The sequence below is a fragment of the Dysgonomonadaceae bacterium zrk40 genome (assembly GCA_016916535.1).
Classification (GTDB): domain Bacteria; phylum Bacteroidota; class Bacteroidia; order Bacteroidales; family Dysgonomonadaceae; genus Proteiniphilum.
In genome coordinates this window covers 756,511-775,925 of sequence record CP070276.1, presented here as the reverse complement: position 1 = coordinate 775,925, position 19,415 = coordinate 756,511, and the positions used below count along the sequence as shown (strand labels likewise).

Here is a 19,415-nt window from a genome sequence, read left to right as displayed (position 1 = left end):
AGATCATGTTACAGGAAATAGTTATATCAGGATTTGGCGGACAGGGCGTCTTGTCGATGGGTAAAATACTGGCCTACTCGGGCATCATGGAGAACAAGGAGGTCTCCTGGTTCCCCGCCTACGGACCCGAACAGCGCGGCGGCACCGCGAATGTCACCGTCATCATCTCCGACCGCCCCATCAGCTCGCCGGTGGTCAACCAGTACGACATCGCCATCGTGCTCAACCAACCCTCGCTCGACAAGTTTGAAGAGCGGGTGAAGCCCGGGGGCGTGCTGATCTACGACGGCTACGGCATCAACAAAAGCGTACAGCGCAAGGATATCAACGTCTACCGCATCAACGCCATGGATGAGTCGATGAAGATGAACAACACCAAGGTGTTCAACATGATCATCCTGGGCGGGCTGCTCCGCATCTCTCCCATGGTGCAGCTGGAGAACGTGATGAAGGGATTGAAGAAGTCCCTGCCCGAGCGGCATCATAAGCTCCTTCCTATGAACGAGCAGGCCATCCTGCGCGGCATGGAGATCGTGGAGCATGAGCAAGTGGCCACAGTGGCCGCCACACAGGCACATTGAAATAAGCCGATCGCAGAGCGTAAATGAAGCGGGGCTGACCATTGGTCAGCCCCGCTTGCTTGTTTACTTTTTCCTGCCGAAGAGCCAGGAGAGGATACCCGGTTTCTTCGTCTTCTGTTCCTGTTCCGCCGGCTTCTTCTTCACAGGGCGTTCAGGCCTGCCGGTGCCCCTGTCTGTTGAGGAGCCCTCGCTCCTGCGCGGCGGGCGGTTGCTGCGCGGGCGGTCAGAACCCTCGGTCCTGCGGCCTTCACGGCTACCCCCTTCACGTTTCTCGCCCCGTTCACGGCGTGGAGCACCTTCGCCCCCTTCGCGCGGAGCACGGTTGCTTCTTCTGCGGTTGCCGCCCTCACCCTCCTTGCGGGGAGCGCGTTCGCCGCCTTCCTGCGGGTTCTCACCCTCGCTCCGAGGGCGTTGGGGCTTTCTTCTGCGGGGAGCATCCCCTTCGCGACGAGGCTTTCTTTCCCTGTCGCCTTCCTGACGCGGAGCATCCCCTCTTTCAGTAGCTTCGCCCGCATTCGCAGCGGCATCGCCCTGCGGCTTCCGCTTCTTACGGCGGTTGTTGTTCTTCCTGCGTGGTTTCTGTTCCGTTGCAGCGGCATCCCCGGTGGCAGCATCCCCTGCAGCGGTCACACCACCCGGTGTTGCAGCCTCCGCCTGCAGTGCGGCAGCATCGCCCTGAGCAGCGTCGCCCGGTGTTGCACCCTCCGCCTTCTTCGGTTTCCTGCCGCGGCCGCTTCTTTCCGGTCTCTCAGCCCTTTCGGTGCCGTCAGCCCTTTCCGTTCTTTCTGTTCTTTCCGTTCTCTCTGCCTTTTTGCCGGAACCATCCTCACGACGTTTGCCGCCCTCGCGCTTGCCCCCCTTGCCGGAACGGCCGGAGGCACCTCTGCCGCGACCTCTCGATTCGCGGGAAGGGTTGTACTCGGGAGCCTCGCCCATGCCCTCCGGCAGGGGGATGCGGTATACCTCCTTCTCCAGGAAGCGCTCTATCTGCTGGAGGCGGTACTGCTCGTCGGGAGATACGAAGGTGATCGCCATGCCGGTGTCGCCCGCACGTGCGGTACGTCCGATGCGGTGCACATAATCCTCCACGTCGTAAGGAACCTCGAAGTTGATCACCAGCGTGATGTCATCAATGTCGATCCCCCGCGCCACGATGTCGGTCGCCACGAGGATGTCCACCCGTTCGTTGCGGAACTCGTGCATGATGCTGTCGCGTTGCGCCTGATCCAGGTCGGAGTGCATCTCGCCGGCCGAGAGGCCCATGCCACTCAGCAGCTTGGCAATCTCCTTCACCTTCATCTTCGATCCGGAGAAGAGGATCACCTTCCTGGGCTTCTTCTCCTTGAAGAGTTGGCGCAGGATCTGCATCTTCTGCGGTTCGTAGCAGAGGTAGACCGACTGCATGATGGTATCCGGCGGGCGGGTAATTGAGATGCTGATCTCTTCCGGATCGCGCAGGATGGTCTTCGCCAGCTGTTGTATCTTGGGGGGCATGGTAGCCGAGAACATGATCGTCTGTCGCTCTTTGGGGAGCAGTTTCTCAATCTTCATGATGTCGTCGAAGAAACCCATGTCGAGCATGCGGTCCGCCTCGTCGAGGATGAAGTACTTCACGCCCGAGAAATCGATGTTGTAGAGGTTGATGTGTGAGAGGAGCCTTCCGGGGGTGGCCACCACCACGTCGGCGCCGCTTGTCAGACCCCTTTTCTGCACGTCCCACGCCTCGCCGTCGTTGCCGCCGTAGACGGCCACCGACGAGAAGGGAGTGAAGTAGGAGAAGCCCTCCATCTGCTGGTCAATCTGTTGCGCCAGCTCGCGTGTGGGCGCCATGATGATGGCTTTCACCTTGTGATCATCGTGACTCTCCGTCTGTAAGTTGTTAAGTAGTGGCAGCAGGAAAGCTGCAGTCTTGCCGGTACCCGTCTGGGCACAAGCTATTACGTCCTTTTTCTGCAGGATCACAGGGATCGCCTGTTCCTGTACCGGGGTAGTTTCCTTAAAGTTCATTGACTGCAATCCGTCCAACAGGGAATCGCAGAGGGGTAGATCGGTAAATAACATCTATAGTCGCTTATTTTTGACAAAGATACGATGAATAATTGGTTTTGTAAAAAGTGAAATAAAATGACGTGAATATTTTTTTGATCGGGAAATTATTCTACCTTTGCACTCGCATTTGAGCAAATGCAAGGAGAGATGGCAGAGTGGTCGATCGCGGCGGTCTTGAAAACCGTTGAACTGAGAGGTTCCGGGGGTTCGAATCCCTCTCTCTCCGCAGAAAGCCAAGAACAAAAGTTGGCAAGCCATTGCAGATCCCGTAAAACCCATGTTTTGCGGGATTTTTTTTATGCCCTTTTTGGGATGAACTGATGTCGTTTCTGAATAACAATCTTCCTGCATGAAAAACCTCCGGTAACTTTTTATTTTTTCATATCGAGTTTATAAAAATATATCTATATCTTTGTAACCACCGTAACTGTTACGGCTGTAACAAAGTATAAGAGGTATGAAATTTTACAACAGAATCAATGAGTTAAATGAATTAAAGCGCATACAAACATTGTCGTTTAATGATTATTCGCGAATGACCGTAGTGACAGGAAGAAGGCGTATTGGCAAAACCAGTCTGATCATCAAGTCGGTTGAAAAGAGCCCATCGGTTTATTTGTTTGTAGGTCGTAAAAATGAAGCAACTTTATGTGCTGAATACATTCCAATCATTTCACAATCTTTGAATACATTTGTTCCGGCAGAAATCCGCACATTTCGTTCATTGTTTCAATATTTGATGGAGTTATCGATCAAGACACCTTTCAACCTTATCATCGATGAGTTTCAAGAGTTTTATAATATCAATGAATCTCTATACAGTGATATGCAGAACATCTGGGATCAATACCGAAAGAAATCACGAATGAATTTAATTGTTTCGGGCTCTATTTTTTCTCTGATGCAAAAAATTTTCCAAAACGCAAAAGAGCCATTGTTCGGCAGGGCCGACAACATTATCAAGTTGTCGGCATTCGACATATCCACCTTGAAAGAAATTATGCATGATTACAGGCCGAACTATCACAATGACGATTTACTGGCACTCTATGCTTTTACAGGAGGTGTTCCAAAGTATGTGGAACTTTTTTGCGACAACCGGAGTTTGAGCGTAGATGAAATGATAGCGTTTATGGTACGTGAAAATTCTTCGTTTACAGATGAAGGAAAAAATTTGTTGATAGAAGAATTCGGTAAAAATTACGCAACCTATTTTTCAATTTTAAGTGCCATATCCGGTGGAATCAACACCCAACCGGAAATTGAATCAGCATTGGGGAACAAAAGTATTGGCGGACAGTTAAAGAGGCTTATTGAAGATTACAATATCATTCAGCGTCAGCGTCCAATACTTTCAAAACAGAACGCGCAAACTGTTCGCTATGAGATACAGGATAATTTCATCCGCTTTTGGTTCAATTATTTCGACCGGCATCGTTCATTGATAGAAATTAAAAATTATGCCGCATTGCAAGCCATTGTAAAAGCTGATTATCCAACCTTTTCAGGTAAGGTCTTGGAACTATATTTCAAACAACAATTTGCTGAAAGTATGGAATACAGGATAATCGGTTCTTACTGGGAGCCAAAGGAAAATCAAAATGAAATAGACATCGTAGCGTTGAAGCTGAAAAAAAACCAAGCAGTTGTTGCTGAAGTAAAACGACAAAAGAAAAATTTCAAACCCGAACTGCTGGCATCAAAAGTAGCACATTTGAAACACAAACTACTTCCAAGGTACAGCATTGAAACAAGATGTCTGGGATTGGAAGATATGTGATGAGTGTCTTTACCGCCCAATCGTTTGAATCGTGATGGTGGAACCTTTCAGGTGGGGCGATGTCACCTTCAGGGAGATCACCCCCGCATCCCCGGTACTTCTCACAATGACCAATGCTTTCCCTTTCCAGGCATCTCTGCTGTTCGAGACATATGAGCTGCTGTCCTTCAGGTTTGCATTGTCCACAGCCACGATACGCCCGGGCCCCTCAATTTCGAACGCCAGTTTGTTGGAAGCATTGGGGTCAATCAACCCATTCTCATCCGTGATATGAACCGTGATGTAAGAAAGGTCTTGCCCATCGGCAATGATTTCATTTCTGTCTGCCGATAAAGCAATCGTTTCACCTACACCGGCCGTCTGCAGCACCGTCGATTCTTTCTCCTCACCCTTCTCAATGCCAACAGCCCTGATCTCGCCGGGAGCATAGGGAAGCGTAAACAGTGCCTTGAACTCCTCCGCCACCCCGGTTTGTTTCTCACCAACAAGAGCATCATTCACATAAAGCCGCACAGCCGGATACTTCGAATAAACCTCCACCTCAATATCCTTTCCTTCATGCCCCGGCCAAGTCCAGCTCTCCCAAGTAGGCCACACAGCCCATTCCGTCAGCCTGATATCCCCCTCGTCAGGATTGGGTTCCCTCACGGCCATGTAGAGCTTCTCATCGTCGTTATACAACATACTCCTGTAGTGCGAGACAGGTTTTCTCCATCCCAGCAGGTCGATGTCGCCGCAGTAAGCCCCGTGCCACGGGAAGCGACTGCTCACCCAATGCTCCGAAAAATCCTCATCAGGATAATAATAAGCCCCGATACCCGACTCACCCAGGTAATCGATGGCCGTCCACACAAAATCACCAATCACATAATTGTGCTCGCTCACCAGTTTCCACATCGAAAAAGCATCCCGTGGATAAGATTCAGTACCCACGATAACCCTCTCAGGCACCCTTACATGATCCTCCGGCGCACGCCACTGCTGGTAATTGTATCCACAGATATCATGCTTGGCCATCAGCGAATCAAAAACCTCCCAACCCTGGCCCCAGGTAGTCATCCCGGATGTCACGGGGCGGGTAGCATCAATCTCCTTCACGCTCGATGCCAGCATCTCCGCAATCTCCACAGCCGCCGGCTCGGTACGTTCAATCACCTCGTTCCCGATGCTCCACATGATCACAGAAGGATGGTTCCTGTCGCGTAGCACCAGGTCCTGCATGTCGCGCTTCGCCCACGCATCGAAATGTTGTGAATAATCGTGTCTGTTCTTAGACGCTTTCCAGCCATCAAAAGCCTCATCAATCACCAGGAGCCCCAACCTGTCGCACGCATCCAGAAAAGCCTCCGAGGGCGGATTGTGCGCAGTGCGCACAGCGTTGAAGCCGCCAGCCTTCAGCAACTCCACCTTCCGTTCTTCAGCCCTGTCGTATGCAGCAGCGCCCAGGCTGCCATTGTCATGGTGCACGCAGCCCCCGTTCAGGATCACCGGTACCCCATTCAGCAAAAACCCCTCGTTGCTGTTGAATGCGATGGTTCTGATTCCAAAAGAATGCGTTGTTCTGTCGATGACCTTGTTGTCTTGTATGATCTCCACCTCCGCCTGGTACAAGGTGGGAGACTCCGGCGACCAGAGCGAAGGATTCTTTACTTCGATGCGCTGCACCACCTGTTGCTCATCCCCCGGTTCAATTGCTATCTGCGTTTCAGCCCCGCTCCCTTCGCCCTTAATCTTTGTCGAGAGGATTATGTTTTGAGGAGCGTCCGCATCATTCTTCACAAGCGTCGTGATCTCCACAAGCGCCTCATCCCGATTCACCTGCGGAGTGGCAATCCCCACGCCCCAGTGACTGATGTGAACTTTATCTGTTGCGATGAGCCAGACATGCCTGTAGATGCCCGACCCGGAGTACCAGCGACAGTTCTTCTGATTCGCATTGTCCACGCGGACGGCAATCACATTCTCTTCGCCCGCTTTCAGGTGAGGTGTCAGGTCATAGAGAAAAGAGGCATACCCATAGGGGCGCACACCCAGTGAGGCACCGTTGATGAAGACCTCCGAGTTCTCGTACACCCCTTCAAAGTAGACAGAAATCTTTTTGTCCCTCCACCCGGAAGGCGCTTTAAAACTCTTCCGATACCAACCAATCCCCGTGGGCAAATAGCCCCCATCGTTCCCTGCCGGATGAAGCGCATCGAAATCACCCTCAATGCTCCAGTCGTGGGGCAAATCAAGGAGCCTCCAGTCGTCGTCATTGAAGCTTGCCGACGAAGCCTCCTGCAGATCACCCAGATGAAACCTCCAGTCAAAGTCGAACAACTGTTTCCGTTCAAACTCTTCACTTTGCTGATTCGTGCCCGAACAGCCTGCCAATAAAACAGCTATGGCAACGATGATGATTTGTAATTGTGTTTTCATGTGAAATCATTAACTTGATATATCGAAGAACCGCTGGAAAAACTCCTTGATCTTGGAGAGCACAGTCTCCCGTTTCAGTGATCTTTCACCTGAAGGAGTGAAGCGTGATACCGGGGGAAGTACCCTGGTGATGGCTGTTCCCGTTTCCTGCACGTAGCCATCGCGGAATGCGCTCTCAATGTATCGGAAAGTCTCCTCCTTGTTGAGGTTCTCTTCAGCGATGATGCGTTCCAGCTCTTCCCGCTTCTTCTTTTCCACGAACGACTGCCAGCTCTCATCCACGTCGTTTGACGGGGCAAGTGATGATATGAACTGATCTATCAGGTCTTTCTTGCTCCTCAGCTCCAGGCTGGAGCCTACCGCCTTGTTGATCTTGACGATGATCTCGGTGTCCTTTGAATTGCCTTCATGGTACTGCCTAATCAGTTCAAGGATGTAATCAATGTTGATCTCAACCTGCTTGATCAGCTCCATCTCAAACACGATGTCGTCGTTGATGTTTTCGCTGTCGCCACGCTCCTTGTTGCGGAACTCGTGATAGAGGTTGATGTACATGCTGTGATAATCCTGCACATCCCTCTCCGTCAGGATCTGCCTCTCCTCAAACTCATCGAAGGTGGTCAGAATGTTCCGAAACTTGAGGATCGAACTGTAGAGACGGATGAACTCTTTCTGATTCTTCTCCCCGATGATTATCTGCCCCACGGGGAAGTGATCCAGCAACCCGTCCACCAGCTCAGCATAACCCTTCACAACCTTCTCACCGTCGTTGTAGCCGTTGTAATACTCCTCAAAGGCTCTCAGCAGCACGATGCCGCCCGCATCCTTGTCCCCGAAGAGAGCGATGCTCTCGTTGGTGGCCTCTTCCAGGTTGCGGAAGCAGACGATGTTGCCGAAGGTCTTCACGGAGTTCAGGATGCGGTTGGTGCGTGAGTAAGCCTGCAACAACCCGTGCAGGCGCAGGTTCTTGTCCACCCACAGCGTGTTGAGCGTGGTGGCATCAAATCCCGTCAGGAACATGTTTACCACGATCAGCAAATCAATCTCCCTGTTTTTTACCCTTTCCGATACATCTTTGTAATAACCCTGGAACTTGTCACTCGAAGTGTCAAAATTCATCTTGAACATGGCATTGTAATCCTGCATCGCAGCCTCCAGGAAGTCACGGGAGCTCTGGTCAAGCAAGGTGGTATCCTCCGGATTCTCATCCCCCAGGATCCCATCCACATCCTCGTTGGCAGCATAGCTGAAGATCGTGGCCACTTTCAGTTGCTGGTCGCCCGGCAAGCCTTCCAGTTGTCTCCGGAACTCGGTGTAATATTTCTTAGCCACATCGATCGATGTGACGGCAAATATGGAATTAAACCCAGCCAGGCGTCGGTCTTTCAGCTTGTAGAAACTATTTCTCTTGGTCTTCTGATCGAAATGCTCACGGATGTAGGCAACCACATTTTTGATTCTCTCAGGCGATGCCAATGCCCTTTCGCGGTCGATGTCCCACACCTTCACATCCTTGATGTTCTCCTCTTCGCGCATGGTACGGATGTACTCAATCCGGAAGGGCAGCACGTTCTTATCGTTGATGGCGTCCACGATGGTATAGGTGTGGAGCTTGTCGCCAAAAGCCTGCTCCGTGGTGCTCAGGTCAATCCTGCCGCCTCTGCTCGCGTTCACGGCAAAGATGGGCGTACCGGTAAATCCGAAGAGGTAATACTTCTTGAATGATTTCTTGATGGCAAGGTGCATTTCCCCGAACTGAGAGCGGTGGCACTCATCGAAGATGATCACCACAGGCTTTCCGTAAACCGGGTGGTTCTTGTGCTTACCCACAAGAATGGAGAGCTTCTGGATGGTGGTGATGATGATGCGTGCAGTTGGGTCCTCCAGCTGTTTCTTCAGCTTGGCAGTACTGGTGTTGCTGTTGGCCGCCCCCTTCTCAAACTTGTCGTATTCTATCATGGTCTGATGGTCAAGATCCTTGCGATCCACCACAAACAACACCTTGTCGATGAAGGGAAGTCTGCTCGCCAACTGAGCCGTTTTAAAAGATGTGAGCGTTTTCCCGCTGCCGGTAGTGTGCCAGATATACCCGCCCGCCTTGATTGTTCCGAAGCTCTTGTAATTGTGCGAAACGTTAATCCTACCCAGGATCCTCTCTGTTGCGACAATCTGGTAGGGGCGCATCACCAGCAACAGTTTCTCCGAAGTGAACACGCAGTACCTCGTGAGGATGTTGAGAATGGCATGCTTGGCAAAAAAGGTGTTGGTGAAGTCCAGCAGGTCGGTGATGGGGCGGTTGCTGGCATCTGCCCACCAGGAGGTAAACTCGTAGCTGTGGCTGCTCTGCTTCCCCTTTTTTGGTTTGCTGCTCTCCTGCTCCTTGATGTGCGAGAAGCGCGTGGTGTTGCTGTAGTACTTGGTGTAGGTGCCGTTAGAGATGACAAAGAGTTGCACGTACTCAAACAACCCGCTGCCAGCCCAGAAGCTCTCCCGGCTATAGCGGTTGATCTGATTGAAAGCCTCTTTCAGGTCAATGCCGCGCCGTTTCAGCTCGATGTGCACCAGGGGCAAACCGTTTACAAGGATGGTGACATCGTAACGATGCGCACGACCGGGATCCGATTCATTGGCTTGGTCTTTATCACTGTCCACATACTGGTTGATCACCTGCAGGCGATTGTTGTGGATATTCTCCTTGTCGATCAGGTAGATGTTCTTGATGGTGCCATCGTCACGCGTGAGCAGTTGAATGTGATCTTCCTGAATGATGGTGGTCTTATCCTCAATGTCGTAGTTCCTGTTCGCGATCCTGCTGTTGAAAAACTGCTCCCATTCCGGGTCTGTGAACTCATAATCATTCAGCTGTTCCAGTTGACTCCTCAGGTTTTGGATCAGTTCCTTCTCGGTGTTGAAGGGAAGGTATTCATACGCCTGCATCCGCAGCTGCTCGATGAGAGACTTCTCGAGAGCAGCCTCCGACTGATAGGCCGATTCTTTGTGCACCCTCGGCAGGTACTCCGATACAACGGTGCTTTCAGGATTCTCGACTACAAGGTTATACTGGCTCATCTTTATTTCAATAGTTTGCGTTTTTCCACTTCCTGTAAAACATTCATTTGTGCAATGGCAAAAGGTTGGCATTACTCCATCTTTGAGGCGGGAATGTAAAGGCATTTAAACCGGCTTGTGTTCTAAACCCCTCGAATTCGAGGGGTTTAAAATCCGGATTGTATAAGGTTTCCCAAATGCCTAAATATTCAATGGTATTGCGATTACGCATCCAATTGGCTATGACGGCAGTCGGATCATCGCTTTTAAATTTGGCAATATCGGTCAACGAAATATAATCGTCCTCGTTAATTTTCAGAATGGTGACATCCGTTTGTTGAACATTTATTTTTGCCATACCTCTTCAGTGATTTATGATAACTGATTATTTTTGGCACATTCGCCCTAATTAAACTAACTGACCAATGGTTCAAACGTCAATAACTTCTCCCTGTAATGCTCGTATTGCTTCCTGCGGGCTGCAATCTCGGCAGGCAGTTCATCATTCACCAGTGCTTCAAACTTGTCTAAGATAGATACAATGCGTTCTTGTTCAGCAAGTGGGGGGATAGGGATTTTGATTTCTAAAATATGATTCTTTCTAAGATTGGTCTGGTCTGAACCATTATCATATTTCAACAACTGTTTATTTCTATTCAAAATAAAAAAAATGTATTTTGGAGTCACTTCATATTTATAATTCACAGACAATCTGCCAATACGTTGATTTAATGTATAAACATTATCTTTTTCAACATAAAAGCATTTTGCTAATGCTTTACCGTTAGGTAAATCACTCATTACTATTAGAATGTCATCAATATAAATTGGACTTAATTGATTGTTAGAATACTTTTTTATAGTTCCATCCGTTGAAATAAATTTTGAGTTAACAACAATATATTTACCGTTCTCAACAATCTCTTTTTCATGACCTTTACCATTCATGAAATCGGTTAAATCTCCTAGCATCTTCCATTCCACCTCTTTCCCTTCAAAATTCAGCAGTTGGTTACGATAGTGTTCGTATTGTTTTTTACGGGCTTCGAGTTCGGCTTGTAGTTCAGCATCCAGATCTGTAAAGGTGTCCAGGATTCTTACAATTTCCTGCTGAATGGGGAGAGGGGGGATGGGGATTTTGATTTTGCCAATTTCCCCTAAGTTGATTTTAATTGGAACTGCATACACTAATGTCCTCTTTATTAATTCTTTTTGCCCTATAGAACTCTCAATTATGTATTTAATAAACCTAGAATTCACAATATTTTGAAAGGGGCGAATCAATGTAAGTGTAACATAAAAGGCAAGATCATCATCTCTATCAACTATTGCACAGGCACCAATTGTGCCAATTCTAGTCATGAATATGTCATTCAATTGTGGTTTAACTCTATACAATTTATCAAAATCCACCTTTGAGATATATTTTTTAGTCTCATACAAAGATGATATATTCTCTACACTAACAAATTTAATCCCTTCATTAGTATAATGTGGAGTCTGGTGAGTACCATCAAATATACTACAGACTTCCCCTAACTCTTTCCACTCCACCCCATCCGGGCAAAGTTCAGCGATCAGTTGTTCAATCCTGCTCATACCGCATCTCCTTCAAGTTCGGCAACGATTGCATCAATCTCAGCACGCAACTGATTCTGGTGCTCCACGATCTCCGCGATCTCGGCATTCAATGCGGTGATATCAATGATTTCGCGGGTGTCTTCCTGTTCAACATAACTGGTCACCGATAGGTTGTAGTCGTTGGCAGCCACATCGGTATTGTTGACCAGCGTGGCAAAATAGAGATCATCCTTGCGCTCTTTAAATGCATTCAGGATGCGTTGCTGATTGGCTTCTGTCAGCTTGTTCTTGTTCCCCGATTTCACGAACTCATTGGATGCGTTGATGAACAGTGTCTTGTTGTCCTGCTTGCTCTTCTTCAACACGATGATGCAGGTTGCGATCCCCACACCGAAGAAGAGGTTAGGGGGTAATTGTATCACCGTATCAATGTAGTTGTTGTCGATCAGGTACTTGCGGATCTTCTGCTCTGCACCACCTCTGTACAAGACCCCGGGGAACTCTACAATGGCAGCTGTCCCGGAAGTGGAGAGCCAGCTGAGCATGTGCATGGTGAATGCCAGGTCGGCATTGTTCTTGGGAGCCAGCACGCCGGCAGGTGAGAAGCGTGGATCGTTGATGAGCAACGGGTTGTTGTCACCGTCCCACTTGGTAGAGTATGGCGGATTGGAGACGATGGCATCAAAAGGCTCATCATCCCAGTGCTTGGGGTCTGTAAGCGTGTTGCCATGCGCGATGTTGAATTTCTCGAAGTTGATGTCGTGAAGGAACATGTTGATGCGGCAGAGATTGTAGGTGGTGATGTTGATCTCCTGACCATAAAAACCCTGTCGGACTTTGTCCTTGCCGAGCACCTTGGCGAACTTCAGCAGGAGAGACCCGGATCCGCAGGCGGGGTCATATACCTTGTTGACTGATTTCTTACCCACCACGGTGATCTCTGCCAGCAACTCAGAAACCTCCTGTGGGGTGAAGTACTCACCACCCGATTTACCTGCGTTGCTTGCGTACATGCTCATCAGGAACTCGTAGGCATCGCCAAAAGCGTCGATGGTGTTCTTCTTGAAGTCGCCCAGGGTCAAAGAACTTATCGCTTCCAGTATCTTTACAATCAGTTCATTTCGCTTGATGACCGTGCCTCCCAGTTTGTTGCTGTTCACATCAATGTCATCAAACAATCCTTTTAGACTCTCCTCACTGTCAAAGCCTTTGGCGGAGTTTTCGATGTTCTTGAACACGTTGCTCAGCTTTTCGTTCAGATTGGGATTGTTACGAGCATCCTTGCAGACATTCACAAACAAATCGGAAGGGAGAATATAGAACCCCTTTTCCTTCACGGTATCGATTCTTCCATATTCAGCGTCAGCATCTGAAATATCGGTATAGTTGAAATCTTCGTTACCTGCCCTATGCTCTTCCTTGTTGAGGTACGCTGTCAGGTTCTCCGAGATAAATCTGTAAAATAAGAAACCGAGTACATATGATTTGAAATCCCAACCGTCTACAGATCCGCGCAGGTCATTTGCTATTTGCCAAATGGCACGGTGCAGCTCTTCTCTTTCTTTTTCTTTGCTCATGGATTGATGTAATTGTTCTTTGTCACAAATTTAGACAAAATAAACAATAAGACGTTGGTGAATTCGGGAATATGTTAATGAAAGATGCCCCCTGTTTTACCTGCCCTTAAAAAAACAGGACCAACAAAATTAACGATGTCTCAGATTATGTTTGCACAAAGACAAAATAAGAGAGGATTAAACCTGGGAGCTTAAACAAATAGTGAAGGTTACACCTTCATCTGTTTATTGAAGATGAGATCCATTATTTAGCTATTATGCTTGCATTTATCTTGTCGACAATCTCATCAAAATTCTTCAGGTTGCCTTTTGATAAATATGTATTTAGGTAACTGTTCGTAAAGCTTACATTATTGTGTCCATTTAGTAAGGGAACAGCTTCACACCATTGTTTTTTTCCTCTTAACATTATGATTGTGGCCTCTCTTTTGATTGCTTTCTCAACCAAGTGGAAATTATATTGCTGTGAAGACAGGTAATCTGTAGAGATTCTCTTGGGTATGGGTTTGTATTTCTTGGTATGATATGGGAAAAACTGTACCAGAGCAATATTTTGTGCAACTTTTTCTTTGCTGGTAGCTTCTATCAGAAATCTCAGCCTTTTCTTCCAATAATCTGAAAATTGGGTGTATTTATCCTCTAAACAAAAAAGAGGTAAACCAGGAACAGGATGTTCATGTTGAATCTCTTTTTCCCAGTAATGCCTGAAAAGTTTGTAATAATCCTTTCTTTCCTCCTCCTCGTCAAACCCTGGGTTCAACAACAAAAGTAAAACAGGTGAATCTAACACATCCCCCATAAATGGAGCAGGCATTATTTCAGTGTGTATACGGTATTCTTCTTTCGCATTTTCATTGAACCGGTCAACTACTATTCTATCATCATTCAGTATCAGATAATCTTGTTTTGGATTATGTAAAAACTCAGACCACGGATTTTTCATAGCGTTAAATGTTTTGTCTTTAACTATTTTCGTCATCAGGACCACATAGCAATTCAAGGGCCTTATCTTGCCAGGTTACTGGCGGAAAATAGGGAGATTTATTGATTAATTTTTTAAGTTCGTTTCTGTCTGTTCGGGATTGAGCAAAACTGTTACACTAAACTTCTCCCAATCAATTTTATTGGCCAGAATGAATAGCGGGTGCTTATGATTCAATGTGCTGTCCAATGAAAAGAACAATGAGTGTTGTGACCGGTCCTGTTGTTTTGCCAGCATAATTTTCTGCAGGATTTATATCTCAAATTTACGAAAACTTGCAGATATAACCAAGAAAAATAACGACTATTTTACTGTATTATAGACTATTGAATGCTTTTTAAGGGCCGACTAATTATGACAAGATAAAACAGGATGTAAAGCAGATTGTCATTGACGAAGTGGAACGTATCAAAAACGACCCGGAGTTACAGCATTTGGTGAAGGGGGAAGAGTCAGTTTAATTTTTCAGAACCATTTATTAAAATGGTTTTGAAATTATTTTGACGCTGTAAATATTACAACACTCTCTCTTAACTGATTGATTTCATCACTATATTTACTTTTTCTCTTTTTCAAATATCGCAAAACACCTATATCTTTAAGATACCAGCCCACCTTATTTCCTATTTCTCCAATAATCATATCTACAGGTATCTCAATTCCTGCATAAGCAGATGTGGAGACAACAAGCCATAGTTCTGCATTATTTTTTGCTTTACTTCTTAATACAGATAGGATATTTTGCATATCCTCAAAATAAGCCTGTATCATAAGGGGAATATCCTTATGCATCAGATTCTCACGTCTTTGGAGGATTTCGTTTACTGCAACATCATAAAGGGTTCCAAAATTTTTTTGATGGGGTTTTGTCCATTTTGCTTGTACGTGAGAACGAACAGTAGTTAATCGTAAATCATACAATTCACTCATTGAATTTATGAATTGTCCTAAAAATAACTCAGGTCTATATATATCTGTGTAATCAAAAGTATTTAAGTAAGGAGGAGAGGTAATACAAAGGGAAAACTTTTCTGAAAATTCTTGCTCAATTACAGTTCTTGAATCACCACAGATTATTTTTGGGTCTCTTAATTCTGCATCGTTAATTAAGTCTTCCCGAATAGCAATTAATCGTTTTTCTAATGACTTAATAAAAGATGTTTTATCAAAATTCAGTTCTTGCCAATGGTTTTTGTATCTCAAACACTTGCCATCTCTTCTAGCATTTGAATTGTCCATGACTGAACCTATTAAAGACAGCTTCAAAATATCTTTAATATTATTGTCGTCTACCTTGTTTAAGGTAGATATTCCGCCTTCAAACGAATTTAAAACATCAGCGTTAAATAACCATTTGGATTTTTTAGAATATTCAGAAAAGGTAGAAAAAGTAAGAAGTGGAGATTTTTTTTGTTTGTTGGCAGCCGATAAAACATCTTTACAGGCATTATCAAAGGTGGTAATATTACCACTCTCAACTTTTGTTTTTGCGATAAAAGCGGTAAAAGGGTTTACCTCAAAACCAAATGACTTTATTCCTTTCATTGCTGCGGTAAGTGTCACAGTGCCACTTCCATTGAACGGGTCAATTATTAAGTCAGATGAAGTTAGCCCTAAGGTTTCAATCGCATTTTCGACTAAAGATGGAGAAAATCCTTCTTTATAATAATACCACCTATGGCGGGCTGCATTGATTGTATCTCCAGCAGTTGATACATTTTTATCTCTAAGTAGAAACTCCTCATTAATTTTCATTGGGAATACATTGAGGGGTTATAAACATTCTTATCGGAGATGCAAAATCTGTCCTAATCTCATGATATTTAGGATTGTATTCTATTTCCTGATTCTCATACCAATGACCATCGGCAACTGTTATTTGAGTAGTATTTGTTTTGGTTGCTTTACGCCTTAAATCAAACACGACTAAATATCCCATTGTATTATGATTAGGTACTTGCACCGCATTTTCATCCAAATATTCTGCTAATTGCTTTGCACCGTCTCTAGCCCGACTATCAGTATAAGTTGATGTAAACGTGAGGGTTACCCTATTAAATGATTTTCCTAACCACTTAATTTCTATGAGCGCAATATGGTTCGTAAAACCCCATGTAACTTTCACATCTACTGGATGAGATGTGTCCACTACTTGCTCTGGTCTAACTTCTAACCCTTCTCCCCTTAGCCTAGCCTTTAAGAAATAGACCATTGAATCTCTTAGCAAGTATTCTGGATGGGGGTTAAAGAAAATACGCTCACTCGAATGTAGAGCTGTTTTTATATGTAAACAATCAGCATTCTTTACTACTGTTGTTTTATAATGGGTTAAAGCTTCCTCTAAAGACTTAAATGTAGAAACAGCAAAACAACTATCAGTTCCGGGTACTTTAGGCAGTTCACAAGTCATAGTTTTCGTATGGAACATTTCCTTTTGTGGGGTATACTGATAGACAAAATCAGTTGATATTATATCTGCTATTGTTACATCGGACGGAGAAACCAAAACTTCATCTATACTTTTAACTTGTATAACTAATTTGTCTGTATTGAAACTACCCAAATGCGAAAAATTTTGAATATTTGAACAGTTAGGTATTCGCTCCGATAAGTCGTAGTTATCAGATTTTAGGATGATAACAGATGAAAAATTACGGAGATGGACAAATTTGAAAATAGTCGGAATAATCTCTAATACAACTTTTAGATTATCAATTCCATCATTTCCGTATTCATTAAGTATACAAGATGTATAATCTAATGACAGCAATTCTTTAATTGCCTTAATATCTCGTTCTTTGTTAAGCATTCTGATTTACTCCTTTTGGTAATTGAAGGTATTTTAACCAAGTAACAGCCGGAACAAATAAATCCGAATCTTTACTGTCAATAGCTTCTTTTAATAGTTCAAATTGCTCATATAGTAAAGCTACAGCTCCATTGTCTTCATCAACTAAGGTTCTTATAGAAGAATTATTTGCCGCTCTAACAATCGGCTCATTATTTATCGAATTTCTAATATACCCAATAGGAAGAGCTAATAGGCTTTCACACGATGCTTCTAAGTATTTATTCCTGTTTTCAAATCGACCAAATTCAGATAATGCGTTGCATTTTAAGACTCCTTCATTAGTGATTTTGTAATAATCATCAGCTTTAGCCAATTCATTATTCCGAAGTAAGCAATCAAGAGCTGTATACACATCGTTAGAAAGAGGAACCCCTAAATCATTCTTAATAAATTTATAACCCCAGAAAGAAGTCGGATTTCCCTCATAAAGAGATAGCAAGCAAGAAAAATAGCAAAACAATTGCACTTCCGAAGAATTAAAATCACCGATAAATCGTTGCAATTTATTCCCAACAAATAAGGTGTCGTATATAGCAAATGGGTTAATTGTTTCCATCTAATGCGGCCTCTATTTTGTTAAATGCATCCTCTATGACATCTTGTTCCTCTTGTTGTACTGTCGATAATATAGTCCAATTAGTCATACGCTCAATTTTCATCTTTTCTCGTTTACACTTTTTTGCCATTTGCAATAGAAGTTGGGAGGAATTTATATTAGCCGTCATAACAACATCATATCCCTTTAAGACAAAATCAGCGAACATCTTTCCTGCTCTACTTTCATAAGCAATATCCAAAGACCCTTCCGGTGTGTCAATCAACATAAACGCATTTGGGGATGATGTAAATTCTATCAAAGCAAATCTTAATGCAATGTCTATGAAGTATTGCTGGCTCTCCGACAACTGAAAACGTTCAGTCCTTTCGGTATTGTTTACTTTCAAAACTAAGCCAATACCTTTACTCGATGATTTAAGCTCTACATCTATATCTAATCCAATGAAACTGTTGGCATATCCTTTAAAAATAGGTAGAAAACGCTCTTCTGCACTATGATAATTCTTTCGGATTTCTTTTTCTATAAGCCCAAGCTCTATTTTACTTAGGTCTCTTATTTTGGTATCTTCTTCTTTTTTTAATTCGTCTTTATTTATTATGCTCTTTAAAGCTTCTATACGCTTATTTATATCATCATCTTTAAGCTTTAATGCCTGAATGATTATTTGCTCATTCTCTATTTTGAATTTTTCAACAAATTCAGTCGCTTCATTTATTTGTGCACTTATCTCAATATATTCTTTTGCTAAACGCTCCTTCTTTAAAACAAGTTCGTTCAACTCATTTTGCATTTGTTGAATTTCTTTATCTATAGATTTTAACAATTCAAGATTGTTATTCTTTACATTTGACCGAAGACTCTCACTAACAGATTTTATCCGAGATTTAAGTTCTTCAAAATCCAGTGTAACATCTTCATTATTTAATATCTTTTTTGATATTTTTCGCAATACACTTACTATCTGCTGGTCTTTCTCAATTGGAATATCTACATTATACATATTATTAAAAGCATCGTCATATTGTTTTTTCAAATTCGATACTTTTAATGACACATTACTAAGGTTAAGCTCACAACTTTTTGTTTGAGATTGGTTGGTTTGTAAAGCTTCATGTAGTTGGGTTAATAGTTCTTCTTTTTCCTCTAATTGAGTTATTGTAGCTTCAATTGTTTCCGCATTATCAGAATTAGATGTTGCTGTAGACATCAACTCTTTTAGCAATCTTGAGTTTTGAGTTATATTCCATTGCAGATTTCGCATATTAGATTCATGCTTTGCTATTTTTTTTCTCAAATCATCCGCAATGTCAGCTTTTTGAGCATCAATACCAAAAAACAAATAAAGAACACGATTCATTATAGAATCATCCCAGAAAATAAGCTTCTTACTCTCATCAAAAGTAAGCACAAAATTTTGCAAAAAGACATATTGCTCAAAAGTTGTAACGCCTATATCCCTAGCAAATAAATCCTTATATTGAGATAATAAACCATAAGATGTTAAAGATTGGTCTATTGTTTCTTCACCAGTATCTATATCTACTCTGGAAAACTCAATAAGCCCGGAAGCATCAAAGAAGTTCCGTTTTATTTGGTAAAGAAAATTAGATATATTAAACTTGATAGAAACATCTGCAAGTTCCCTTTTAGATTCATCAATCCGCCCATTAAAGTAAGAAGATGCAAATTTTTCATTGTTTTTGAAAAATTTAGGGATTGAATTCACCGAAGAAAAGTTCCTTTTAGGGTCTACCACAATTCCAGTTAAAGCATAAGATAGTATGGAAATAAATGTAGACTTTCCTAGACCATTTGCTCCCGCAAGACAGAATACTCCATCGTTCATATCAAGAACGATTTCAGACTTGAGTTTGTATAATGTAAATTCATTAATTACTATCTCTTGTATTTTAGGTAGTATCATAGTATCAATCCTTTACGTTTTGCTATAATAAAAATATTGATAAAAATAGCGGAGCAAAGATACAA

The 19,415-nt window shown here is 44.0% G+C and carries 12 protein-coding genes, 1 tRNA gene and 1 pseudogene; 3 read left to right on the top strand and 11 right to left on the bottom strand.

What is annotated here, in order from left to right:
• Window positions 1-5 precede the first annotated feature (5 nt).
• Window positions 6-581: a 2-oxoacid:acceptor oxidoreductase family protein gene (locus JS578_03395; protein QRX64310.1), complete on the top strand. Its 576-nt coding sequence runs from the start codon at window positions 6-8 to the stop codon at window positions 579-581.
• Window positions 582-644: 63 nt separating this feature from the next.
• Here JS578_03395 and JS578_03390 read toward each other — a convergent pair whose 3' ends face one another.
• Window positions 645-2,642 (bottom strand): DEAD/DEAH box helicase, encoded by a 1,998-nt coding sequence (locus JS578_03390; protein QRX64309.1) that lies wholly within the window; start codon window positions 2,640-2,642, stop codon window positions 645-647.
• Window positions 2,643-2,771: 129 nt separating this feature from the next.
• On the opposite strand from JS578_03390, the gene JS578_03385 reads away from it, so the two are divergent.
• A tRNA-Ser gene (locus JS578_03385) sits at window positions 2,772-2,856 on the top strand.
• Between the two features lie 231 nt (window positions 2,857-3,087).
• Complete coding sequence (locus tag JS578_03380; GenBank protein QRX64308.1) at window positions 3,088-4,410, top strand: ATP-binding protein; 1,323 nt, start codon at window positions 3,088-3,090, stop codon at window positions 4,408-4,410.
• A gap of 9 nt (window positions 4,411-4,419) precedes the next feature.
• Here the strand turns inward: JS578_03380 and JS578_03375 are convergent, their stop codons facing one another.
• The 10 genes and pseudogenes from JS578_03375 to JS578_03330 form a co-directional block, all read right to left on the bottom strand.
• The gene (locus JS578_03375; GenBank protein QRX64307.1) at window positions 4,420-6,828 is read right to left on the bottom strand and encodes a DUF4982 domain-containing protein; all 2,409 of its coding nucleotides are present in this window, start codon (window positions 6,826-6,828) and stop codon (window positions 4,420-4,422) included.
• A 9-nt stretch (window positions 6,829-6,837) separates the two neighbouring features.
• A complete protein-coding gene (locus tag JS578_03370) occupies window positions 6,838-9,897 on the bottom strand; it encodes a type I restriction endonuclease subunit R (protein QRX64306.1) in 3,060 nt (1,019 codons plus the stop codon).
• Window positions 9,898-9,973: 76 nt separating this feature from the next.
• Window positions 9,974-10,234, bottom strand: a pseudogene (locus JS578_03365) (KilA-N domain-containing protein).
• 56 nt (window positions 10,235-10,290) lie between these two features.
• Window positions 10,291-11,475: a restriction endonuclease subunit S gene (locus tag JS578_03360; GenBank protein ID QRX64305.1), complete on the bottom strand. Its 1,185-nt coding sequence runs from the start codon at window positions 11,473-11,475 to the stop codon at window positions 10,291-10,293.
• Complete coding sequence (locus JS578_03355; GenBank protein ID QRX64304.1) at window positions 11,472-13,034, bottom strand: type I restriction-modification system subunit M; 1,563 nt, start codon at window positions 13,032-13,034, stop codon at window positions 11,472-11,474. Before JS578_03355 ends, JS578_03360 begins: the two co-directional genes overlap by 4 nt.
• Before the next feature lie 244 nt (window positions 13,035-13,278).
• The gene (locus JS578_03350; protein QRX64303.1) at window positions 13,279-13,977 is read right to left on the bottom strand and encodes a hypothetical protein; all 699 of its coding nucleotides are present in this window, start codon (window positions 13,975-13,977) and stop codon (window positions 13,279-13,281) included.
• 534 nt (window positions 13,978-14,511) lie between these two features.
• Window positions 14,512-15,771, bottom strand: a complete 1,260-nt coding sequence (locus JS578_03345) for a hypothetical protein (protein QRX64302.1) — start codon at window positions 15,769-15,771, stop codon at window positions 14,512-14,514.
• Window positions 15,761-16,825 (bottom strand): hypothetical protein, encoded by a 1,065-nt coding sequence (locus JS578_03340; protein ID QRX64301.1) that lies wholly within the window; start codon window positions 16,823-16,825, stop codon window positions 15,761-15,763. The genes JS578_03345 and JS578_03340 overlap by 11 nt, the downstream gene beginning before the upstream one ends.
• A complete protein-coding gene (locus JS578_03335) occupies window positions 16,818-17,423 on the bottom strand; it encodes a hypothetical protein (GenBank protein ID QRX64300.1) in 606 nt (201 codons plus the stop codon). The genes JS578_03340 and JS578_03335 overlap by 8 nt, the downstream gene beginning before the upstream one ends.
• Window positions 17,410-19,350, bottom strand: coding sequence for an AAA family ATPase (locus JS578_03330; GenBank protein QRX64299.1), 1,941 nt, complete (start codon window positions 19,348-19,350; stop codon window positions 17,410-17,412). The genes JS578_03335 and JS578_03330 overlap by 14 nt, the downstream gene beginning before the upstream one ends.
• Between the last annotated feature and the right edge of the window lie 65 nt (window positions 19,351-19,415).